This window comes from Bradyrhizobium sp. 27S5, assembly GCF_037217225.1.
Taxonomy (GTDB): domain Bacteria; phylum Pseudomonadota; class Alphaproteobacteria; order Rhizobiales; family Xanthobacteraceae; genus Bradyrhizobium; species Bradyrhizobium septentrionale.
Map to the genome: position 1 here is coordinate 2,071,364 of NZ_CP147714.1, position 14,205 is coordinate 2,085,568.

The following is a 14,205-nucleotide window of genomic DNA, read 5'->3' on the forward strand; positions in this document are numbered from 1 at the left end:
CATGGATTCACGGATCATGGACGTTCTCGCCGACCGCGTGCTCGAACTCGGGCCGACCCCGGCCGCCGACAGCCCGTACAGGAACTTCAAGCTGACGCGTGACGAGGACGGCATCGCCTGGCTGCTGTTCGATCGCGCCGGCGCCAGCGCCAACACATTGTCCGCCGATCTGCTCGAGGAGCTCGATGCCATCGTTACGGCGCTGGAGAGCCAGCGGCCGGCCGGCCTCGTGGTGCGCTCGGCGAAAAAGAGCGGCTTCATCGCCGGCGCCGACGTCAACGAGTTTCGCGGCGCCAGCGACCCGCGCGCGGTCGAGACCGAGATCGGCAGGGCGCATGCCGTGATCGACCGGCTAGAGGCGCTGCGCGTGCCGTCGGTCGCCGTCATCCACGGCTTCTGCCTCGGCGGCGGCCTCGAGGTCGCGCTGGCCTGCCAGATGCGGATCGCGATCGATGATGCGCGGTTCGGCTTCCCCGAGGTGATGCTCGGGCTGCATCCCGGCCTCGGCGGCACGGTGCGCTTCACCGAGCTGGTCAATCCGATGCAGGCGATGACCTTGATGTTGACCGGCAAGACGATCGACGCGCGCCGCGCCAAGTCGCTCGGTCTGGTCGATGCCGTCACCCAGGAGCGCCATGTCCGCAACGCGGTGAAGGACGCGGTGTTCGGCCGGCTGAAGCGCGCCAAGCCGGGCGCGCTCAATACCATCCTCAATTTCGGTCCGGTCAGGGGCTTCCTGGCCTCGCGAATGCGCAGCGAGGCCGAGAAGGCCGCGCCGCGCAAGCACTATCCGGCGCCCTCAGCGCTGATCGATCTCTGGGAGAAGCACGCCGGCAACCGCGCGGCGATGCTGAATGCGGAGAAGGCCTCGTTCGCCAATCTGATGGTGACGCCGACCGCGCAGAATCTGATCCGCGTCTTCTTCCTGCGCGAGCAGATGAAGAAGGCGGCGGGCGGCGGCAACAAGGTTGCGTACGTCCATGTCATCGGCGCCGGCGCGATGGGCGGCGATATCGCGGCCTGGTGCGCCAACCAGGACATGCGCGTCACGCTCGCCGACATGAAGGCCGAACCGATTGCGGGCGCGATGAAGCGGGCGTCGGAGCTCTTCGGCAAGATCATGCGCAGGAAGATCGACCAGCGCGACGCGCTCGACCGGCTGATCCCCGACGTGGACGGCGAGGGCGTCCGCAACGCCGATGTGATCATCGAGGCGGTGCCGGAAAAGCTCGAGCTGAAGCAGAAGGTCTATGCCTCGCTCGAACCGAAGATGAAGCAGGGCGCGATCCTCGCCACCAACACGTCGAGCATTCCGCTGCGGGATCTGCGCACCACGCTGGCACGGCCGGAGCGGCTGCTCGGCCTGCACTTCTTCAACCCGGTGTCGCGGCTGCAACTCGTCGAGGTCGTCAGCCATGATGGCACCGATGCGGCCATGCTCAAGGAGGCGCTGGCCTTTGTCGGCGCCATCGACCGCCTGCCGCTGCCGGTGAAGAGCTCGCCGGGCTTTCTCGTCAACCGCGCGCTGACACCCTACATGCTGGAAGCGATGATGATGCTGGACGAAAAGACCGACCAGCGCCTGATCGATGCGGCGGCCGTCGAGTTCGGCATGCCGATGGGCCCGATCGAGCTCGCCGACCAGGTCGGCCTCGATATCTGCCTCGATGTCGGCGACATGCTGCGCTCGAAGTTCGGCGATACGCTGCCGCCGACGCCTGCGTGGCTGCGCGAAAAAGTCGCCAAGGGCGAGCTCGGCCGCAAGACCGGCAAGGGTTTCTACACCTGGAAGGACGGCAAGGCGGAGAAGGCGCCGTTGCCGGAGACCGGTCCGAAGGTGACGGACGAGATGATCGACCGTCTGGTGCTGCCGATCTCGAACGTCTGCGTCGCCGCCTTGCGCGAGGGCATTGTCGACAATGCCGACATGGTCGACGGCGCGATGATCTTCGGCACCGGCTATGCGCCGTTCCGCGGCGGCCCGCTCAATTATGCGCGCAGTCGCGGCGTCGACAATGTGGTGTCGACGATGCAGGCGCTGATGCGTAAGTTTGGCGGACGGTTTGCACCGGATACCGGCTGGGAGGCCTTCAAGTGACCGAGACCCAAGCGCCCGAAACTCATCTCCGCGCGCCGCCGATCAACGGCAACGAGCCGCAGGGCGATCTCTGCATCCGCACGCTGGCGATGCCGGCCGACACCAACGCCAATGGCGATATCTTCGGCGGCTGGCTGCTCAGCCAGATGGACGTCGGCGGCGGCGTGTTCGCTTCCAAGCTGGCGAAGTCGCGCACCGTGACGGTTGCGATCGAGGCGATGAATTTCCGCAAGGCGGTCTATGTCGGCGATCTCGTCTCGGTGCACGCCAACCTCGTGCGCGTCGGCCGCACCTCGATCACGGTGCATCTCGAAGCCTGGGTGCTGCGCCGCCGCGAGCAGCAGTCGATCCTCGTGACCGACGGCAATTTCACCTACGTCTCGATCGACGAGCAGGGCCATCCGCAACCGATCCAGCGCGACGGCGCGACGATCGAGACCTGAACTCTACGCGCGCCTGTGTCGCTGATTCGGCGCGAGAGCAAACGCGACGAAACTGAGTCCGGAGCGTGGTTTGATTGCAAAGGACCGGAGCTGCGGCGCTTCGCCTCGCAAAAATACCCGAGGAACAAACAGCCAGTCTCTCCGTTGTCGGCCCGAGTCAAATCGAGGCCGACAATGTCCGACAGTTACGTGATCGAAGTGAGTTCTCAGACAGCGGGTATCGTGGTGCGCGATACGCGGGGTTATCAGTTCTTTGCTGCGTCGCAACTTTTCCAGCGCCTGGAAGGCCAGATCTTCCGCAACGCCCGCGAGGCTGAGCGCGCGGCGCGCCGGCTCCTCACCGGTCAGCCCGTGCTGATGGCGTCGTAACTGACCTTGGCGCGTCATTTGCGCGTGCCGCAATTGCCTGCATTGATGCATCCGGGCTCACGGAAACATCTCTCGGATGTCGCAGGCACATGGCAGAGCGTCGCAGACACAAGGCAAGGCGCTGCTGTTCGATATCGACGGCACGCTCGCCGATACCGATCCGCTCCATCTGGCAGCGTTCAACCGCGTGCTCGGTCCTCACGGGCATGTGTTCGATCACGCGCGCTTCGGCAAGGAGCTGCAGGGCTTCTCCAACGCCTCGATCGGCGATCGCTTCCTCGCACATGAGCCGCCGGATCGCCGCGCAATCATCCTTGGCGAGAAGGAGCGGACATTCCGCGAACTGGTCAGCGGCCAGATCGTGCCGGTGCCGGGATTGATGACGCTGCTCGACCGGGCTGATCACGCCGGCGTGCCCATGGTAGCGGTGACCAATGCGCCGCGCCCGAATGCTGAGCTGCTGCTCTCGGGACTGGGCATCGCGCATCGCTTCAAGGCTGTCGTGATCGGTGACGAATTGGCACACGGCAAGCCGCATCCATTGCCCTATCTCGAAGGACTGCGCCTCGCAGGCGCGTCGGCATCGGCCTCGCTGGCGTTCGAGGATTCGCGGTCCGGCGTGCAGTCCGCGACGGCCGCAGGCATCGCGACGATCGGGATGCGAACCGGGCTCAGTCATGCCGATCTGCTCGCGGCCGGCGCGGTCGCGAGCGCGGCGGCGTTCGACGATCCCGAATTGATCCGCCGGGTTGCATTGGCCATGTCTTGGTAGGGGCTGCGTGGTGAGGAATCGCGCAGGCACCCACCGCCTCGACATTGCTGCAACGCAGTTCTTAACCCCACTGATGCTTGCTCGTTGACCTCGGTGCCGAACGGTCGCAACATGGGAGACTCGCCGTTTCAAGGGGGCCGCCGTGGCCGGACTCTCCCATCGCCAGACTGAAATCCTCAACATCGCGCGCGCATTCGGCCGGGTCATGGTCGAGGATCTTGCCAGGCGATTCGAGGTGTCGGCGCAGACCATCCGCAAGGATCTCAACGACCTCTGCGACCAGCGCTCGCTGACCCGCATCCATGGCGGCGCGATCATCGCCTCCGGCGTCGAGAACCTTGCCTATGAGGCGCGCCGCTTCGTCGCCGCCGAGGAGAAGAAGGCGATCGGCGCCGCCGCGGCCGCGCGGATTCCGAACGGCTGCTCGCTGTTCATCAACATCGGCACCACCACGGAGGAGGTCGCGAGCGCGCTGACCTCGCATGAGGACCTGCTGGTCATCACCAACAACCTCAACGTCGCGATGCTGCTGTACCGCCATCCGCGCATCGAGGTGGTCGTCGCCGGCGGCACGGTGCGCCGCGCCGACGGCGCGGTGGTCGGCTCCACCGCGACGCAGCTGATCGGCCAGTTCAAGGTCGATTACGCCATCATCGGCGCATCCGCGATCGACGAGGAGGGCGCGCTGCTCGACTTCGATTATCGCGAGGTGCAGGTCGCGCAGGCGATCATCGCCAACGCGCGCAACGTCATGCTGGTCTCGGATTCGACCAAGCTTCGCCGCAGCGCGCCGGTGCGCATCGCGCATATGAGCCAGATCCAGACCTTCGTGACCGACTCGCCGCTCCCCGCGGGCCTCGCCAACATCTGCCACAGCCGCGGCATCGAAGTCGTCGTCGCGATGGACAAGCCGCAGAGCGATCTCGACGACAATGCTGAGCCCGCACCGGCGACGCTGCGCAGCGCGTAAGCCGAGGCCGTCCTCTCCGCTTAGGCGAATTAGCCGCGCCTTCTATTTTAATCCCGTCACCCTGAGGAGCGCGTAGCGCGTCTCGAAGGGTCGACGGCCACCAGCGGGGCCGTGCACCCTTCGAGGCTCGCTCCGCTCGCACCTCAGGGTGACGGGGTGCTGTCGTCGCATGGGGTAACGGCGAGAGGTTTGTGGACTCGCTGCCCCAGCCGCGATCACCTCGCCCAAAAAATCCACAGCCGAAGTTCCCTGTTTTCACTTTGCTTTCGTTTTTGGTTATGATCTACTCCAATCCGAAAGTAAAACCGTCAAAGCGAAAACGGTTGCCGGGGGAAGCGTTCTTTGGACCAGATTTACGACCTCGCCATCATTGGAGGCGGCGTTAATGGCTGCGGCATCGCGCGCGATGCGGCGGGCCGGGGTAACTCTGTTTTCCTCTGTGAAATGAATGACTTGGCCAGCGGGACGTCGTCCTGGTCGACCAAGCTCGTGCATGGCGGTCTGCGCTATCTCGAATATTACGAGTTTCGTTTGGTGCGCGAGGCGCTGATCGAGCGCGAGATTCTCTGGCAGATCGCGCCCCATATCATTCGTCCGCTGCGTTTCGTTTTGCCGCACCACGCCGGCCTGCGCCCGGCCTGGCTACTGCGGCTCGGCCTGTTCCTTTACGACCACATTGGCGGCCGTCACTTGCTGCCGGCGACGCGCTCGGTCGATCTGACGCGCGACGTGGTCGGCAAGCCGCTGATCCCGGGCCGCTACACCAAGGGCTTTGAATATTCCGACTGCTTCGTCGACGACGCGCGGCTGGTTGCGCTGACCGCGCGCGATGCCGCCGATCGCGGCGCCGAGATCCGCACCCGCACCCGCGCGGTCGAGATCAGGCAGGTCGACGGCGTCTGGCATCTCACGGTCGAGGACAGCGTCAGCGGTGCGCGCAACACCATCAAGGCACGCGTGCTGGTCAATGCCGGCGGTCCCTGGGTCGAGCAGGTGCTGGCGTCGGGCGCCGGTGTCAACGCGCGCGCCAAGGTGCGGCTGGTGCAGGGCTCGCACATCGTGGTGCCGAAGCTCTACGACCACGACCGTGCCTACATCTTCCAGAACGCCGACGGCCGCATCATCTTCGTCATTCCCTATCAGGACGATTTCTCGCTGATCGGCACAACCGATCGCGACTATGACGGCGATCCGGCCAAGGTGAAGGCGTCGCAGGAGGAGATCGAATATCTCTGCGCCTCCGCCAGCGCCTATCTTGCCAAGCCGGTGAAGCCCGAGGACGTGGTCTGGAATTACTCCGGCGTGCGTCCGCTGTATGACGACGGCGCCAGCGATGCCAAGGCGGCGACCCGCGATTACGTGTTCGAGCTCGATACGCCCGGCGGTGCGCCGCTACTGTCGATCTATGGCGGCAAGATCACGACCTATCGCCGTCTCTCCGAGGAGGCGCTGGAGCGGCTGTCGCCTTACCTCCGCGGCACAAAGGCGCAGGAGGGTTGGACCGGCAAGGCGCCGCTGCCCGGCGGCGACATGGATGTCTCCGCGGTCGCGGCGCTATCGGCCGAATTGGTTCGCAACTACCCGTTCCTTACGCAACAGCACGCCAATCGTCTCGCGCATGCCTACGGCACGCGCGCCAGCAAAGTCTTGGGCAATGCAGCATCGGCCGAAGATCTCGGCCGCTCGTTCGGCGCCACCTTGACGGAGAGCGAAGTCAGGTACCTGATGGCAAACGAATGGGCTCGGACTGCAGACGATGTCGTCTGGCGACGATCCAAGCTGGGCTTGCGGATGACGGCGGGTGAAATCGCCGCGCTCGACGAGTGGATGCTCGCCAACCGCGTGTCCGGTGAACGTCCCCTCCGCGAAGCGGGAGGACGGGCATGAGCGTCACACTGCAGAATGTCACGCGGACCGTGGATGGCATTGCGACCATCCGCGACGTGTCGCTGACGCTGGAGCGCGGCACGCTCAGTGTGTTGCTCGGGCCGACGTTGTCGGGCAAGACCTCGATCATGCGGCTGCTCGCCGGCCTCGACAAGCCGACCACCGGCCGCGTGCTGGTCGACGGCAAGGACGTCACCGGGGCGGACGTGCGCCAGCGTTCGGTCGCGATGGTCTATCAGCAGTTCATCAACTATCCCTCGCTCACGGTTTACGAGAACATCGCCTCGCCGCTGCGGGTGCAGGGCAAGCCGCGCGCCGAGATCGAGAAGCGGGTGGCGGAAGCCGCCGGCCTGCTGCGGCTCGAGCCGTTCCTAAAGCGCACGCCGCTGCAGCTCTCCGGCGGCCAGCAGCAGCGCACCGCGATTGCCCGCGCGCTGGTCAAGGGCGCCGATCTCGTGCTGCTCGACGAGCCCTTGGCCAATCTCGATTACAAGCTGCGCGAGGAGCTGCGCGCCGAGCTGCCGCGCATCTTCGAGGCCTCCGGCGCGATCTTCGTCTACGCCACCACCGAGCCGTCGGAAGCGCTGCTGCTCGGCGGCGACACCGTGTGCATGTGGGAAGGAGAGGTGCTGCAAATCGGCGCGACGCCGAAGGTCTACCGCCATCCCGACACGCTGCGCGTCGCCCAGGTGTTCTCCGATCCGCCGCTCAACATCATCGGCATCGAGAAGAAGGGCGCCCAGGTGATCTATGCCGGCGGCGAGCAGGCGCCCGCGGCCGGCCTTTACGCCACGCTGCCCGACGGCATCTACAAGATCGGCTTCCGTGCGCACCAGCTCGAGGTCGGTAGCTCCGCAGCCGGCCGCCACAAATTCTCCGCCACCGTGACGGTGACCGAGATCACCGGCTCGGAGAGTTTTGTGCACGTCCATGTCCACGATTCGAACTGGGTCGCGGTGCTGCACGGCGTGCATGAATATGAACCCGGGCAGGTGCTTGAAGCCGCGCTCGATCCCGAAAACATCTTTGTGTTTGACGCCGCTGACCGCCTGGTCGCGTCGCCCGCGACCGCGTTTGCAAGCGAATTGTATGGCGATTCGCTTGCGGCACGCGCGTCGGCCAGCAAGAGCAATTGAGGGAGATGCCCGATGGCCCGCATTGACCTCGTCGATCTCGCGCAGTCCTACAGCGGCAATGATGCGCCGCCGGAATCCTTTGCGCTGAAGCCGGTGACGATGACCTGGCGGCAGGGCGGCGCCTATGCGCTGCTCGGGCCGTCCGGCTGCGGCAAGACCACGCTGCTCAACCTGATCTCCGGCATCGTGATCCCGTCGCGCGGCAAGATCCTGTTCGACGGCCAGGACATCACGCCGCTGTCGACGCAGAAGCGCAACATCGCGCAGGTGTTCCAGTTCCCTGTGATCTACGACACCATGACGGTCGGCGAGAACCTGGCCTTCCCGCTGAAGAACCGCGGCGTCGCCAAGGCCGAGGTCGATACGCGGGTCAGGCAGATCGCCGATCTGCTCGACCTCACGCCGTACCTGAACCGCAAGGCGACCCGGCTCACCGCCGACGCCAAGCAGAAGATCTCGCTCGGCCGCGGGCTGGTGCGCTCCGACGTCGCCGCGGTGCTGTTCGACGAGCCGCTGACCGTGATCGATCCCGAGCTGAAGTGGCAGCTGCGCTCGAAGCTGAAGGCGCTGCATCGCGAGCTCGACCTCACGATGATCTACGTCACCCACGACCAGACCGAGGCGCTGACCTTTGCCGACACCGTCGTCGTGATGCATGACGGCCGTGTGGTGCAGAGCGGCACGCCGGCCGAATTGTTCGACAAGCCGGCGCATACCTTCGTCGGCTATTTCATCGGCTCACCCGGCATGAACATCGTGCCCGCCGAGGTCAGTGGCCACGAGGCGCGGGTCGACGGCCATGTCATCGGCCTGAATCGAAACTATGGTGTGCTGCCGGCGGGCAAGAAAATCGAGATCGGCGTGCGGCCCGAATTCGTCGACGTCGCGGCGCCGGCACCTGGCCTGCTGTCGGCCACGATCGAGCGGATCGACGATCTCGGCCGCATCCAGTTTGCCCGTGTTCGCGTCGGCAACACCAAATTCGCCGCGCGCGTGCCGCCGGGCTTCTCGGTCTCCGGCGATACCGCCGGGCTGATCTTCAATCCCGCGCATGTCCACGTCTATGCCGACAGCCATTTGGTGGAAGGGGTCGCCTGATGGACAAGACGATCAACCAAAAAGCCTGGTTCCTGGTGCTGCCGGTGTTCCTGGTGGTGGCGTTCTCGGCGGTGCTGCCGCTGATGACCGTCGTGAACTATTCGATGCAGGACACCTTCGGCAACAACCAGTTCTTCTGGAACGGCGTCGGCTGGTTCAAGGAGCTGCTCGATCCCTCGACCGATCTCGGCGGCCGCTTCCTGGCCTCGCTCGGTCGCAATTTGTTGTTCTCGGCGATCATCCTCGCGATCGAGGTGCCGCTCGGCATCATCGTCGCGCTGTCGATGCCGCGCGAGGGCTGGAGCGTCGCGGCCTGTCTCGTCATCCTCGCGCTGCCGCTGCTGATTCCGTGGAACGTGGTCGGCACCATCTGGCAGATCTTCGGCCGGCCCGACATCGGCCTGCTGGGCTATACGCTGAACCATCTCGGTATCAACTACAATTACGTCTCCAATGACCTCGACGCCTGGGTCACGGTGATCGTGATGGACGTCTGGCACTGGACCAGCCTCGTCGCGCTGCTGTGCTACGCCGGCCTGAAGTCGATCCCCGACGCCTATTACCAGGCGGCGCAGATCGACGGCGCCTCGCGCTGGGCGGTGTTCAAGGCGATCCAGCTGCCGAAGATGAACCGCGTGCTGCTGATCGCGGTGCTGCTGCGCTTCATGGATAGTTTCATGATCTACACCGAGCCGTTCGTGGTCACCGGCGGCGGCCCGGGCAACTCCACCACCTTCGTCTCGATCGAGCTCGTCAAGATCGCGCTCGGCCAGTTCGACCTCGGCAAGGCCGCGGCGCTGTCGCTGGCCTACAATCTCATCATCCTGATCGTGTGCTGGGTGTTCTACACCGTGATGACCAATGCCGGCGCCGAGCGTCCGGTCAAGGGAGGAGCGGCATGATGCATTCGATCCCCGGCCGCCGCCTCATCATGGCGCTGTTCCTGATCTTCCTGCTGTTGCCGATCTACTGGCTCGTCAACATGAGCTTCAAGACCAACGCCGAGATCGTCTCGACGATGACGCTGTGGCCGCATACGCCGACGCTGCAGCACTACAAGCGCATCTTCACCGACGAGAGCTGGTATTCGGGCTATATCAATTCGCTCGAATATGTCGTGCTCAACACCATCATCTCGATCGCGGTGGCATTGCCGGCGGCCTATGCGTTCTCGCGCTACCGCTTCCTCGGCGACAAGCATTTGTTCTTCTGGCTGCTGTCGAACCGCATGGCGCCGGCGGCGGTCTACGCGCTGCCGTTCTTCAACCTGTATTCGGCGATAGGCCTGTTCGATACGCCGTGGGCGGTTGCGCTCGCGCACTGCATCTTCAACGTGCCGCTGGCGGTGTGGATCCTCGAAGGCTTCGTCTCCGGCGTGCCGCGCGAGATCGACGAGACCGCCTTCCTCGACGGCTATTCGTTCCCGCGCTTCTTCATCAAGATCCTGGTGCCGCTGATCGCGAGCGGCATCGGCGTCGCCGCCTTCTTCTGCTTCATGTTCTCCTGGGTCGAGCTCCTGCTGGCGCGCACGCTGACCTCGGTGCAGACCAAGCCGATCGCGGCGATCATGACGCGCACGGTCTCCGCCGCCGGCATGGACTGGGGGCTGCTTGCCGCCGCCGGCGTGCTCACCATCATTCCGGGCGCGCTGGTGATCTGGTTCGTCCGCAACTACATCGCGCGCGGCTTCGCGCTCGGCCGGGTCTAGGATGATGATGAAGCAATCAGGCAGCATCTCAACGCCGGACTTCACCTCTCCCATGGGGAGAGGTCGGATTTGGCGCGGAGCGGCAAATCCGGGTGAGGGGTTTCGCTCGATCGATAGACCGTACCCCCTCACCCCAACCCTCTCCCCATGGGAGAGCGGGCGCAGCGCATCGTGTGGAGGGATTTGAGTCATGGAATCCATCGCATGGATGGCCTGGACGCTGCCGACCGCGATCTTCTTCGCGCTGTTGGCCTCGACGCTCGGCGCCATGACCTGGCTCGCGGCGGTCTATCCGGAGGCCGAGCGGGTCGGCGTGCTGCGCATCCCGACCACGCGCGGCGATCGCTTGTTCATTTCGCTGGTGCTGGCGGCGGTGATCCACCTTTTGTGGATCGGCCTCGTCGGCACCGATACGATCTTCACGCTGCCGATCGGGGAGGGCGTGGAGATTTCGAGCCTGTGGCTCGCAACGCTGATTTCGCTTCTTTCAGCCGTCGCGATTTTTCGCACCGTCTGACGAAAGCGAAGAAGAGCAGATCCGGGGTCTACCCGGGCCTGAGGTTTTGGTTTGTCGCTGCAACCGGAGGAAACTATATGCCACATTTGAGAACGACAAAGGATAGTCTTTTGACTATGACCAGCGCCGCCGCGCTGATCGCAGCTTCGCTCGCGGTCGCCGCGCCGGCGCGTGCGGCCGATGAAGCCGTGATCCAGAAGTGGATCGCGGAATTCCAGCCCTCGACGCTGTCGAAGGCAGACCAGAAGAAGGAGCTCGATTGGTTCGCCAGGGCCGCCGAACCCTTCAAGGGCATGGAGATCAACGTCGTGTCGGAAACGATCACGACGCACGAATATGAATCGCAGACGCTGGCCAAGGCGTTCTCCGAACTCACCGGCATCAAGCTCAAGCACGACATCATCCAGGAAGGTGACGTGGTCGAGAAGCTGCAGACCCAGATGCAGTCCGGCAAGAATGTCTATGACGGCTGGATCAACGACTCCGACCTGATCGGCACGCACTTCCGCTACGGCCAGACCATCGTGCTCTCGGACTACATGAAGGGTGAGGGCAAGGACGTCACCGACCCGATGCTCGACGTCGACGACTTCATCGGCAAGTCGTTCACGACCTCGCCGGACGGCAAGCTCTATCAGCTTCCCGACCAGCAGTTCGCGAACCTCTATTGGTTCCGCTACGACTGGTTCACCAACCCCGACTACAAGGCCAAGTTCAAGGCCAAGTATGGCTACGAGCTCGGCGTGCCCGTGAACTGGTCGGCCTATGAAGACATCGCCGAGTTCTTCACCAACGACATCAAGGAGATCAACGGCGTCAAGGTCTATGGCCACATGGACTATGGCAAGAAGGATCCCTCGCTCGGCTGGCGGTTCACCGACGCCTGGCTGTCGATGGCCGGCAACGGCGACAAGGGTATCCCGAACGGCCTGCCGGTCGACGAGTGGGGCATCCGCATGGAAGGCTGCCGTCCGGTCGGCTCCTCGGTCGACCGTGGTGGCGACACCAACGGCCCGGCCGCGGTCTACTCGATCACCAAGTACCTCGACTGGCTGAAGAAGTATGCCCCGCCGCAAGCCCAGGGCATGACGTTCTCGGAAGCCGGCCCGGTGCCTGCGCAGGGCAACATCGCCCAGCAGATCTTCTGGTACACCGCCTTCACCGCCGACATGGTGAAGCCGGGCATCGCCGTGATGAACGCGGACGGTACGCCGAAGTGGCGTATGGCTCCGTCGCCGCACGGCTCGTACTGGAAGGAAGGCATGAAGCTCGGCTATCAGGACGCCGGTTCTGCCACGCTCTTGAAGTCGACTCCGCCGGATCGCCGCAAGGCAGCCTGGCTCTATCTGCAGTTCATCGTCTCCAAGTCGGTGTCGCTGAAGAAGAGCCATGTCGGTCTCACCTTCATCCGTGAATCCGACATCTGGGACAAGTCGTTCACCGAGCGTGCGCCGAAGCTCGGCGGCCTGATCGAGTTCTACCGCTCGCCCGCGCGCGTGCAGTGGACCCCGACCGGCAACAACGTGCCCGACTATCCGAAGCTCGCGCAGCTGTGGTGGCAGAACATCGGCGATGCGTCGTCCGGTACCAAGACGCCGCAGCAGGCGATGGACGCGCTCGCCGCGGCCCAGGATTCGGTGATGGAACGTCTTGAGAAGTCCGGTGTGCAGGGTGCCTGCGGACCGAAGCTGAACAAGAAGGAATCCGCCGAGTTCTGGTTCAAGAAGGCCGAGAAGGACGGCACCATCGCTCCGCAGCGCAAGCTCGCGAACGAGAAGCCGAAGGGCGAAACCGTCGACTACGACGCGCTGATCAAGTCGTGGCCGGCCACCCCGCCCAAGCGCGCCGAAGCCAAGTAAGGCAGGCGTACCAGCCCACGCCATCCGAAGACGACGAAAGGCCGGGAGCGATCCCGGCCTTTTTTGTTTTCTCCGTTGTCATCGCCCGGCTTGACCGGGCGATCCAGTACGCCGCGGCGTTTCGATCAATCGCTGGCGTCTCTGGAATACTGGATGCCCCGCCCTCGCGGGGCATGACAGTCTTTGGTCCACTCTACTCCGCCGCCTCGGTCGCCTTCAGCGTCGGGTAATCCGTGTAGCCCTTGGCGCCGCCGCCATAGAAGGTCGTCTTGTCCCACTCGTTGAGCGGAGCGCCGGCCTTGAGCCGCTCGACCAGGTCGGGGTTGGAGATGAACGGCTTGCCGAACGCGATGAGGTCGGCGGCGCCGGCTTCCAGCACCTTCTCGGCCAGCGGGAAGTCGTAGCCGTTGTTGGCGACATAGGCCTGCTTGAAGCGCTTGCGCAGCGAAGCGTAGTCGAACGGCGCGATGTCCCGCGGGCCGCCGGTCGCGCCTTCGATGACGTGAATATAGGTCAGCTTCAGCGCGTTGAGCTGATCGACAATGTAGTCGAACAGCAGCTGCGGATTGGAGTCGGAGACGTCATTGGCCGGCGTCACCGGCGAGATGCGGATGCCGGTGCGATCGGCGCCGGCCTCGGCGGCGACCACCTTGGAAACCTCAAGCATCAGCTTTGCGCGGTTCTCGATAGAGCCGCCGTAAGCGTCGGTGCGCTTGTTGGTGCTGTCCCTCGCGAACTGGTCGAGCAGATAACCATTGGCGCCGTGGATCTCGACGCCGTCGAAGCCGGCAGCCAGCGCATTCGCGGTGCCGCGCTTGAAGTCCTCGATGATCCCGGGGATTTCCGACAGCTCGAGCGCGCGCGGCTCGGAGACGTCGGCAAAGGTGCCATTGACGAAGGTCTTGGTCTTGGCCTTGAGCGCGCTCGGCGCCACCGGCGCACCGCCGTTCGGCTGCAACGCGACATGCGAGATGCGGCCAACATGCCAGATCTGGATGAAGATGCGGCCGCCGCGCTCATGCACGCGGTCGGTGACCTTGCGCCAGGCCGCGACCTGCTCCTTCGAATAGATGCCGGGCGTGTCCTGATAGCCCTGGCCCTGCTGCGAGACCTGGCTCGCCTCGGATATCAGCAGGCCGGCGGAGGCGCGCTGGCCGTAATAGTCCACCGCGAGCGGGCTCGGCACCATACCAGGCGGCACCGCGCGGTTGCGCGTCAGCGGCGCCATTACCAGGCGGTTCGGCAGCGTCAGCGCGCCGAGCTTGAAGGGTTCGAGGAGTTTGGTCGGTTGGCTCATGGATATGTCCCAGGGAGTGACGAATGGAGAAGACTTGTGCATTGCGGCGAC

13 protein-coding genes are annotated in these 14,205 nt (G+C 64.6%); 12 read left to right on the forward strand and 1 reads right to left on the reverse strand.

Annotation, left to right across the window (positions count from 1 at the left end):
• Window position 1: 1 nt before the first annotated feature.
• The 12 genes from WDM24_RS09805 (at window position 2) to WDM24_RS09860 (ending at window position 12,857) form a co-directional block, all read left to right on the forward strand.
• Complete coding sequence (locus WDM24_RS09805; protein ID WP_338831038.1) at window positions 2–2,098, forward strand: 3-hydroxyacyl-CoA dehydrogenase NAD-binding domain-containing protein; 2,097 nt, start codon at window positions 2–4, stop codon at window positions 2,096–2,098.
• A gap of 89 nt (window positions 2,099–2,187) precedes the next feature.
• On the forward strand, window positions 2,188–2,541 hold the full coding sequence (locus WDM24_RS09810) for an acyl-CoA thioesterase (RefSeq protein ID WP_051346527.1): 354 nt from the start codon (window positions 2,188–2,190) through the stop codon (window positions 2,539–2,541).
• A 174-nt stretch (window positions 2,542–2,715) separates the two neighbouring features.
• Window positions 2,716–2,910: a hypothetical protein gene (locus WDM24_RS09815; protein ID WP_338831039.1), complete on the forward strand. Its 195-nt coding sequence runs from the start codon at window positions 2,716–2,718 to the stop codon at window positions 2,908–2,910.
• A 76-nt stretch (window positions 2,911–2,986) separates the two neighbouring features.
• Window positions 2,987–3,682 carry an HAD-IA family hydrolase gene (locus tag WDM24_RS09820; RefSeq protein ID WP_338697178.1) on the forward strand — a complete coding sequence of 232 codons (696 nt, stop codon included), beginning with the start codon at window positions 2,987–2,989 and terminating at the stop codon, window positions 3,680–3,682.
• Between the two features lie 142 nt (window positions 3,683–3,824).
• Window positions 3,825–4,652, forward strand: coding sequence for a DeoR/GlpR family DNA-binding transcription regulator (locus WDM24_RS09825; protein ID WP_166214359.1), 828 nt, complete (start codon window positions 3,825–3,827; stop codon window positions 4,650–4,652).
• A gap of 342 nt (window positions 4,653–4,994) precedes the next feature.
• Entirely contained in the window at window positions 4,995–6,539 is a 1,545-nt protein-coding gene (glpD, locus tag WDM24_RS09830) for a glycerol-3-phosphate dehydrogenase (RefSeq protein ID WP_338697182.1), read from the forward strand.
• Window positions 6,536–7,675, forward strand: a complete 1,140-nt coding sequence (locus WDM24_RS09835; protein WP_338697184.1) for an ABC transporter ATP-binding protein — start codon at window positions 6,536–6,538, stop codon at window positions 7,673–7,675. The genes glpD and WDM24_RS09835 overlap by 4 nt, the downstream gene beginning before the upstream one ends.
• A 12-nt stretch (window positions 7,676–7,687) precedes the next feature.
• Window positions 7,688–8,773 (forward strand): ABC transporter ATP-binding protein, encoded by a 1,086-nt coding sequence (locus WDM24_RS09840; protein WP_338697186.1) that lies wholly within the window; start codon window positions 7,688–7,690, stop codon window positions 8,771–8,773.
• Window positions 8,773–9,675 carry a carbohydrate ABC transporter permease gene (locus WDM24_RS09845; RefSeq protein ID WP_029082997.1) on the forward strand — a complete coding sequence of 301 codons (903 nt, stop codon included), beginning with the start codon at window positions 8,773–8,775 and terminating at the stop codon, window positions 9,673–9,675. Before WDM24_RS09840 ends, WDM24_RS09845 begins: the two co-directional genes overlap by 1 nt.
• Window positions 9,675–10,481 carry a carbohydrate ABC transporter permease gene (locus WDM24_RS09850; RefSeq protein ID WP_029082996.1) on the forward strand — a complete coding sequence of 269 codons (807 nt, stop codon included), beginning with the start codon at window positions 9,675–9,677 and terminating at the stop codon, window positions 10,479–10,481. The genes WDM24_RS09845 and WDM24_RS09850 overlap by 1 nt, the downstream gene beginning before the upstream one ends.
• 190 nt (window positions 10,482–10,671) lie before the next feature.
• The gene (locus WDM24_RS09855) at window positions 10,672–10,998 is read left to right on the forward strand and encodes a DUF2160 domain-containing protein (protein ID WP_029082995.1); all 327 of its coding nucleotides are present in this window, start codon (window positions 10,672–10,674) and stop codon (window positions 10,996–10,998) included.
• A gap of 116 nt (window positions 10,999–11,114) precedes the next feature.
• A complete protein-coding gene (locus WDM24_RS09860) occupies window positions 11,115–12,857 on the forward strand; it encodes an ABC transporter substrate-binding protein (RefSeq protein WP_338832360.1) in 1,743 nt (580 codons plus the stop codon).
• A 193-nt stretch (window positions 12,858–13,050) separates the two neighbouring features.
• On the opposite strand, the gene WDM24_RS09865 is transcribed toward WDM24_RS09860, so the two are convergent.
• Entirely contained in the window at window positions 13,051–14,154 is a 1,104-nt protein-coding gene (locus WDM24_RS09865; RefSeq protein WP_338831040.1) for an alkene reductase, read from the reverse strand.
• Window positions 14,155–14,205: the final 51 nt, after the last annotated feature.

Coding starts and splice junctions, on each gene's coding strand:
- WDM24_RS09805 (WP_338831038.1), top strand. CDS start 2: ATGGATTCACGGATCATGGACGTTCTCGCCGACCGCGTGCTCGAACTC.
- WDM24_RS09810 (WP_051346527.1), top strand. CDS start 2,188: ATGCCGGCCGACACCAACGCCAATGGCGATATCTTCGGCGGCTGGCTG.
- WDM24_RS09815 (WP_338831039.1), top strand. CDS start 2,716: ATGTCCGACAGTTACGTGATCGAAGTGAGTTCTCAGACAGCGGGTATC.
- WDM24_RS09820 (WP_338697178.1), top strand. CDS start 2,987: ATGTCGCAGGCACATGGCAGAGCGTCGCAGACACAAGGCAAGGCGCTG.
- WDM24_RS09835 (WP_338697184.1), top strand. CDS start 6,536: ATGAGCGTCACACTGCAGAATGTCACGCGGACCGTGGATGGCATTGCG.
- WDM24_RS09840 (WP_338697186.1), top strand. CDS start 7,688: ATGGCCCGCATTGACCTCGTCGATCTCGCGCAGTCCTACAGCGGCAAT.
- WDM24_RS09845 (WP_029082997.1), top strand. CDS start 8,773: ATGGACAAGACGATCAACCAAAAAGCCTGGTTCCTGGTGCTGCCGGTG.
- WDM24_RS09850 (WP_029082996.1), top strand. CDS start 9,675: ATGCATTCGATCCCCGGCCGCCGCCTCATCATGGCGCTGTTCCTGATC.
- WDM24_RS09855 (WP_029082995.1), top strand. CDS start 10,672: ATGGAATCCATCGCATGGATGGCCTGGACGCTGCCGACCGCGATCTTC.
- WDM24_RS09860 (WP_338832360.1), top strand. CDS start 11,115: ATGACCAGCGCCGCCGCGCTGATCGCAGCTTCGCTCGCGGTCGCCGCG.
- WDM24_RS09865 (WP_338831040.1), bottom strand. CDS start 14,154: ATGAGCCAACCGACCAAACTCCTCGAACCCTTCAAGCTCGGCGCGCTG.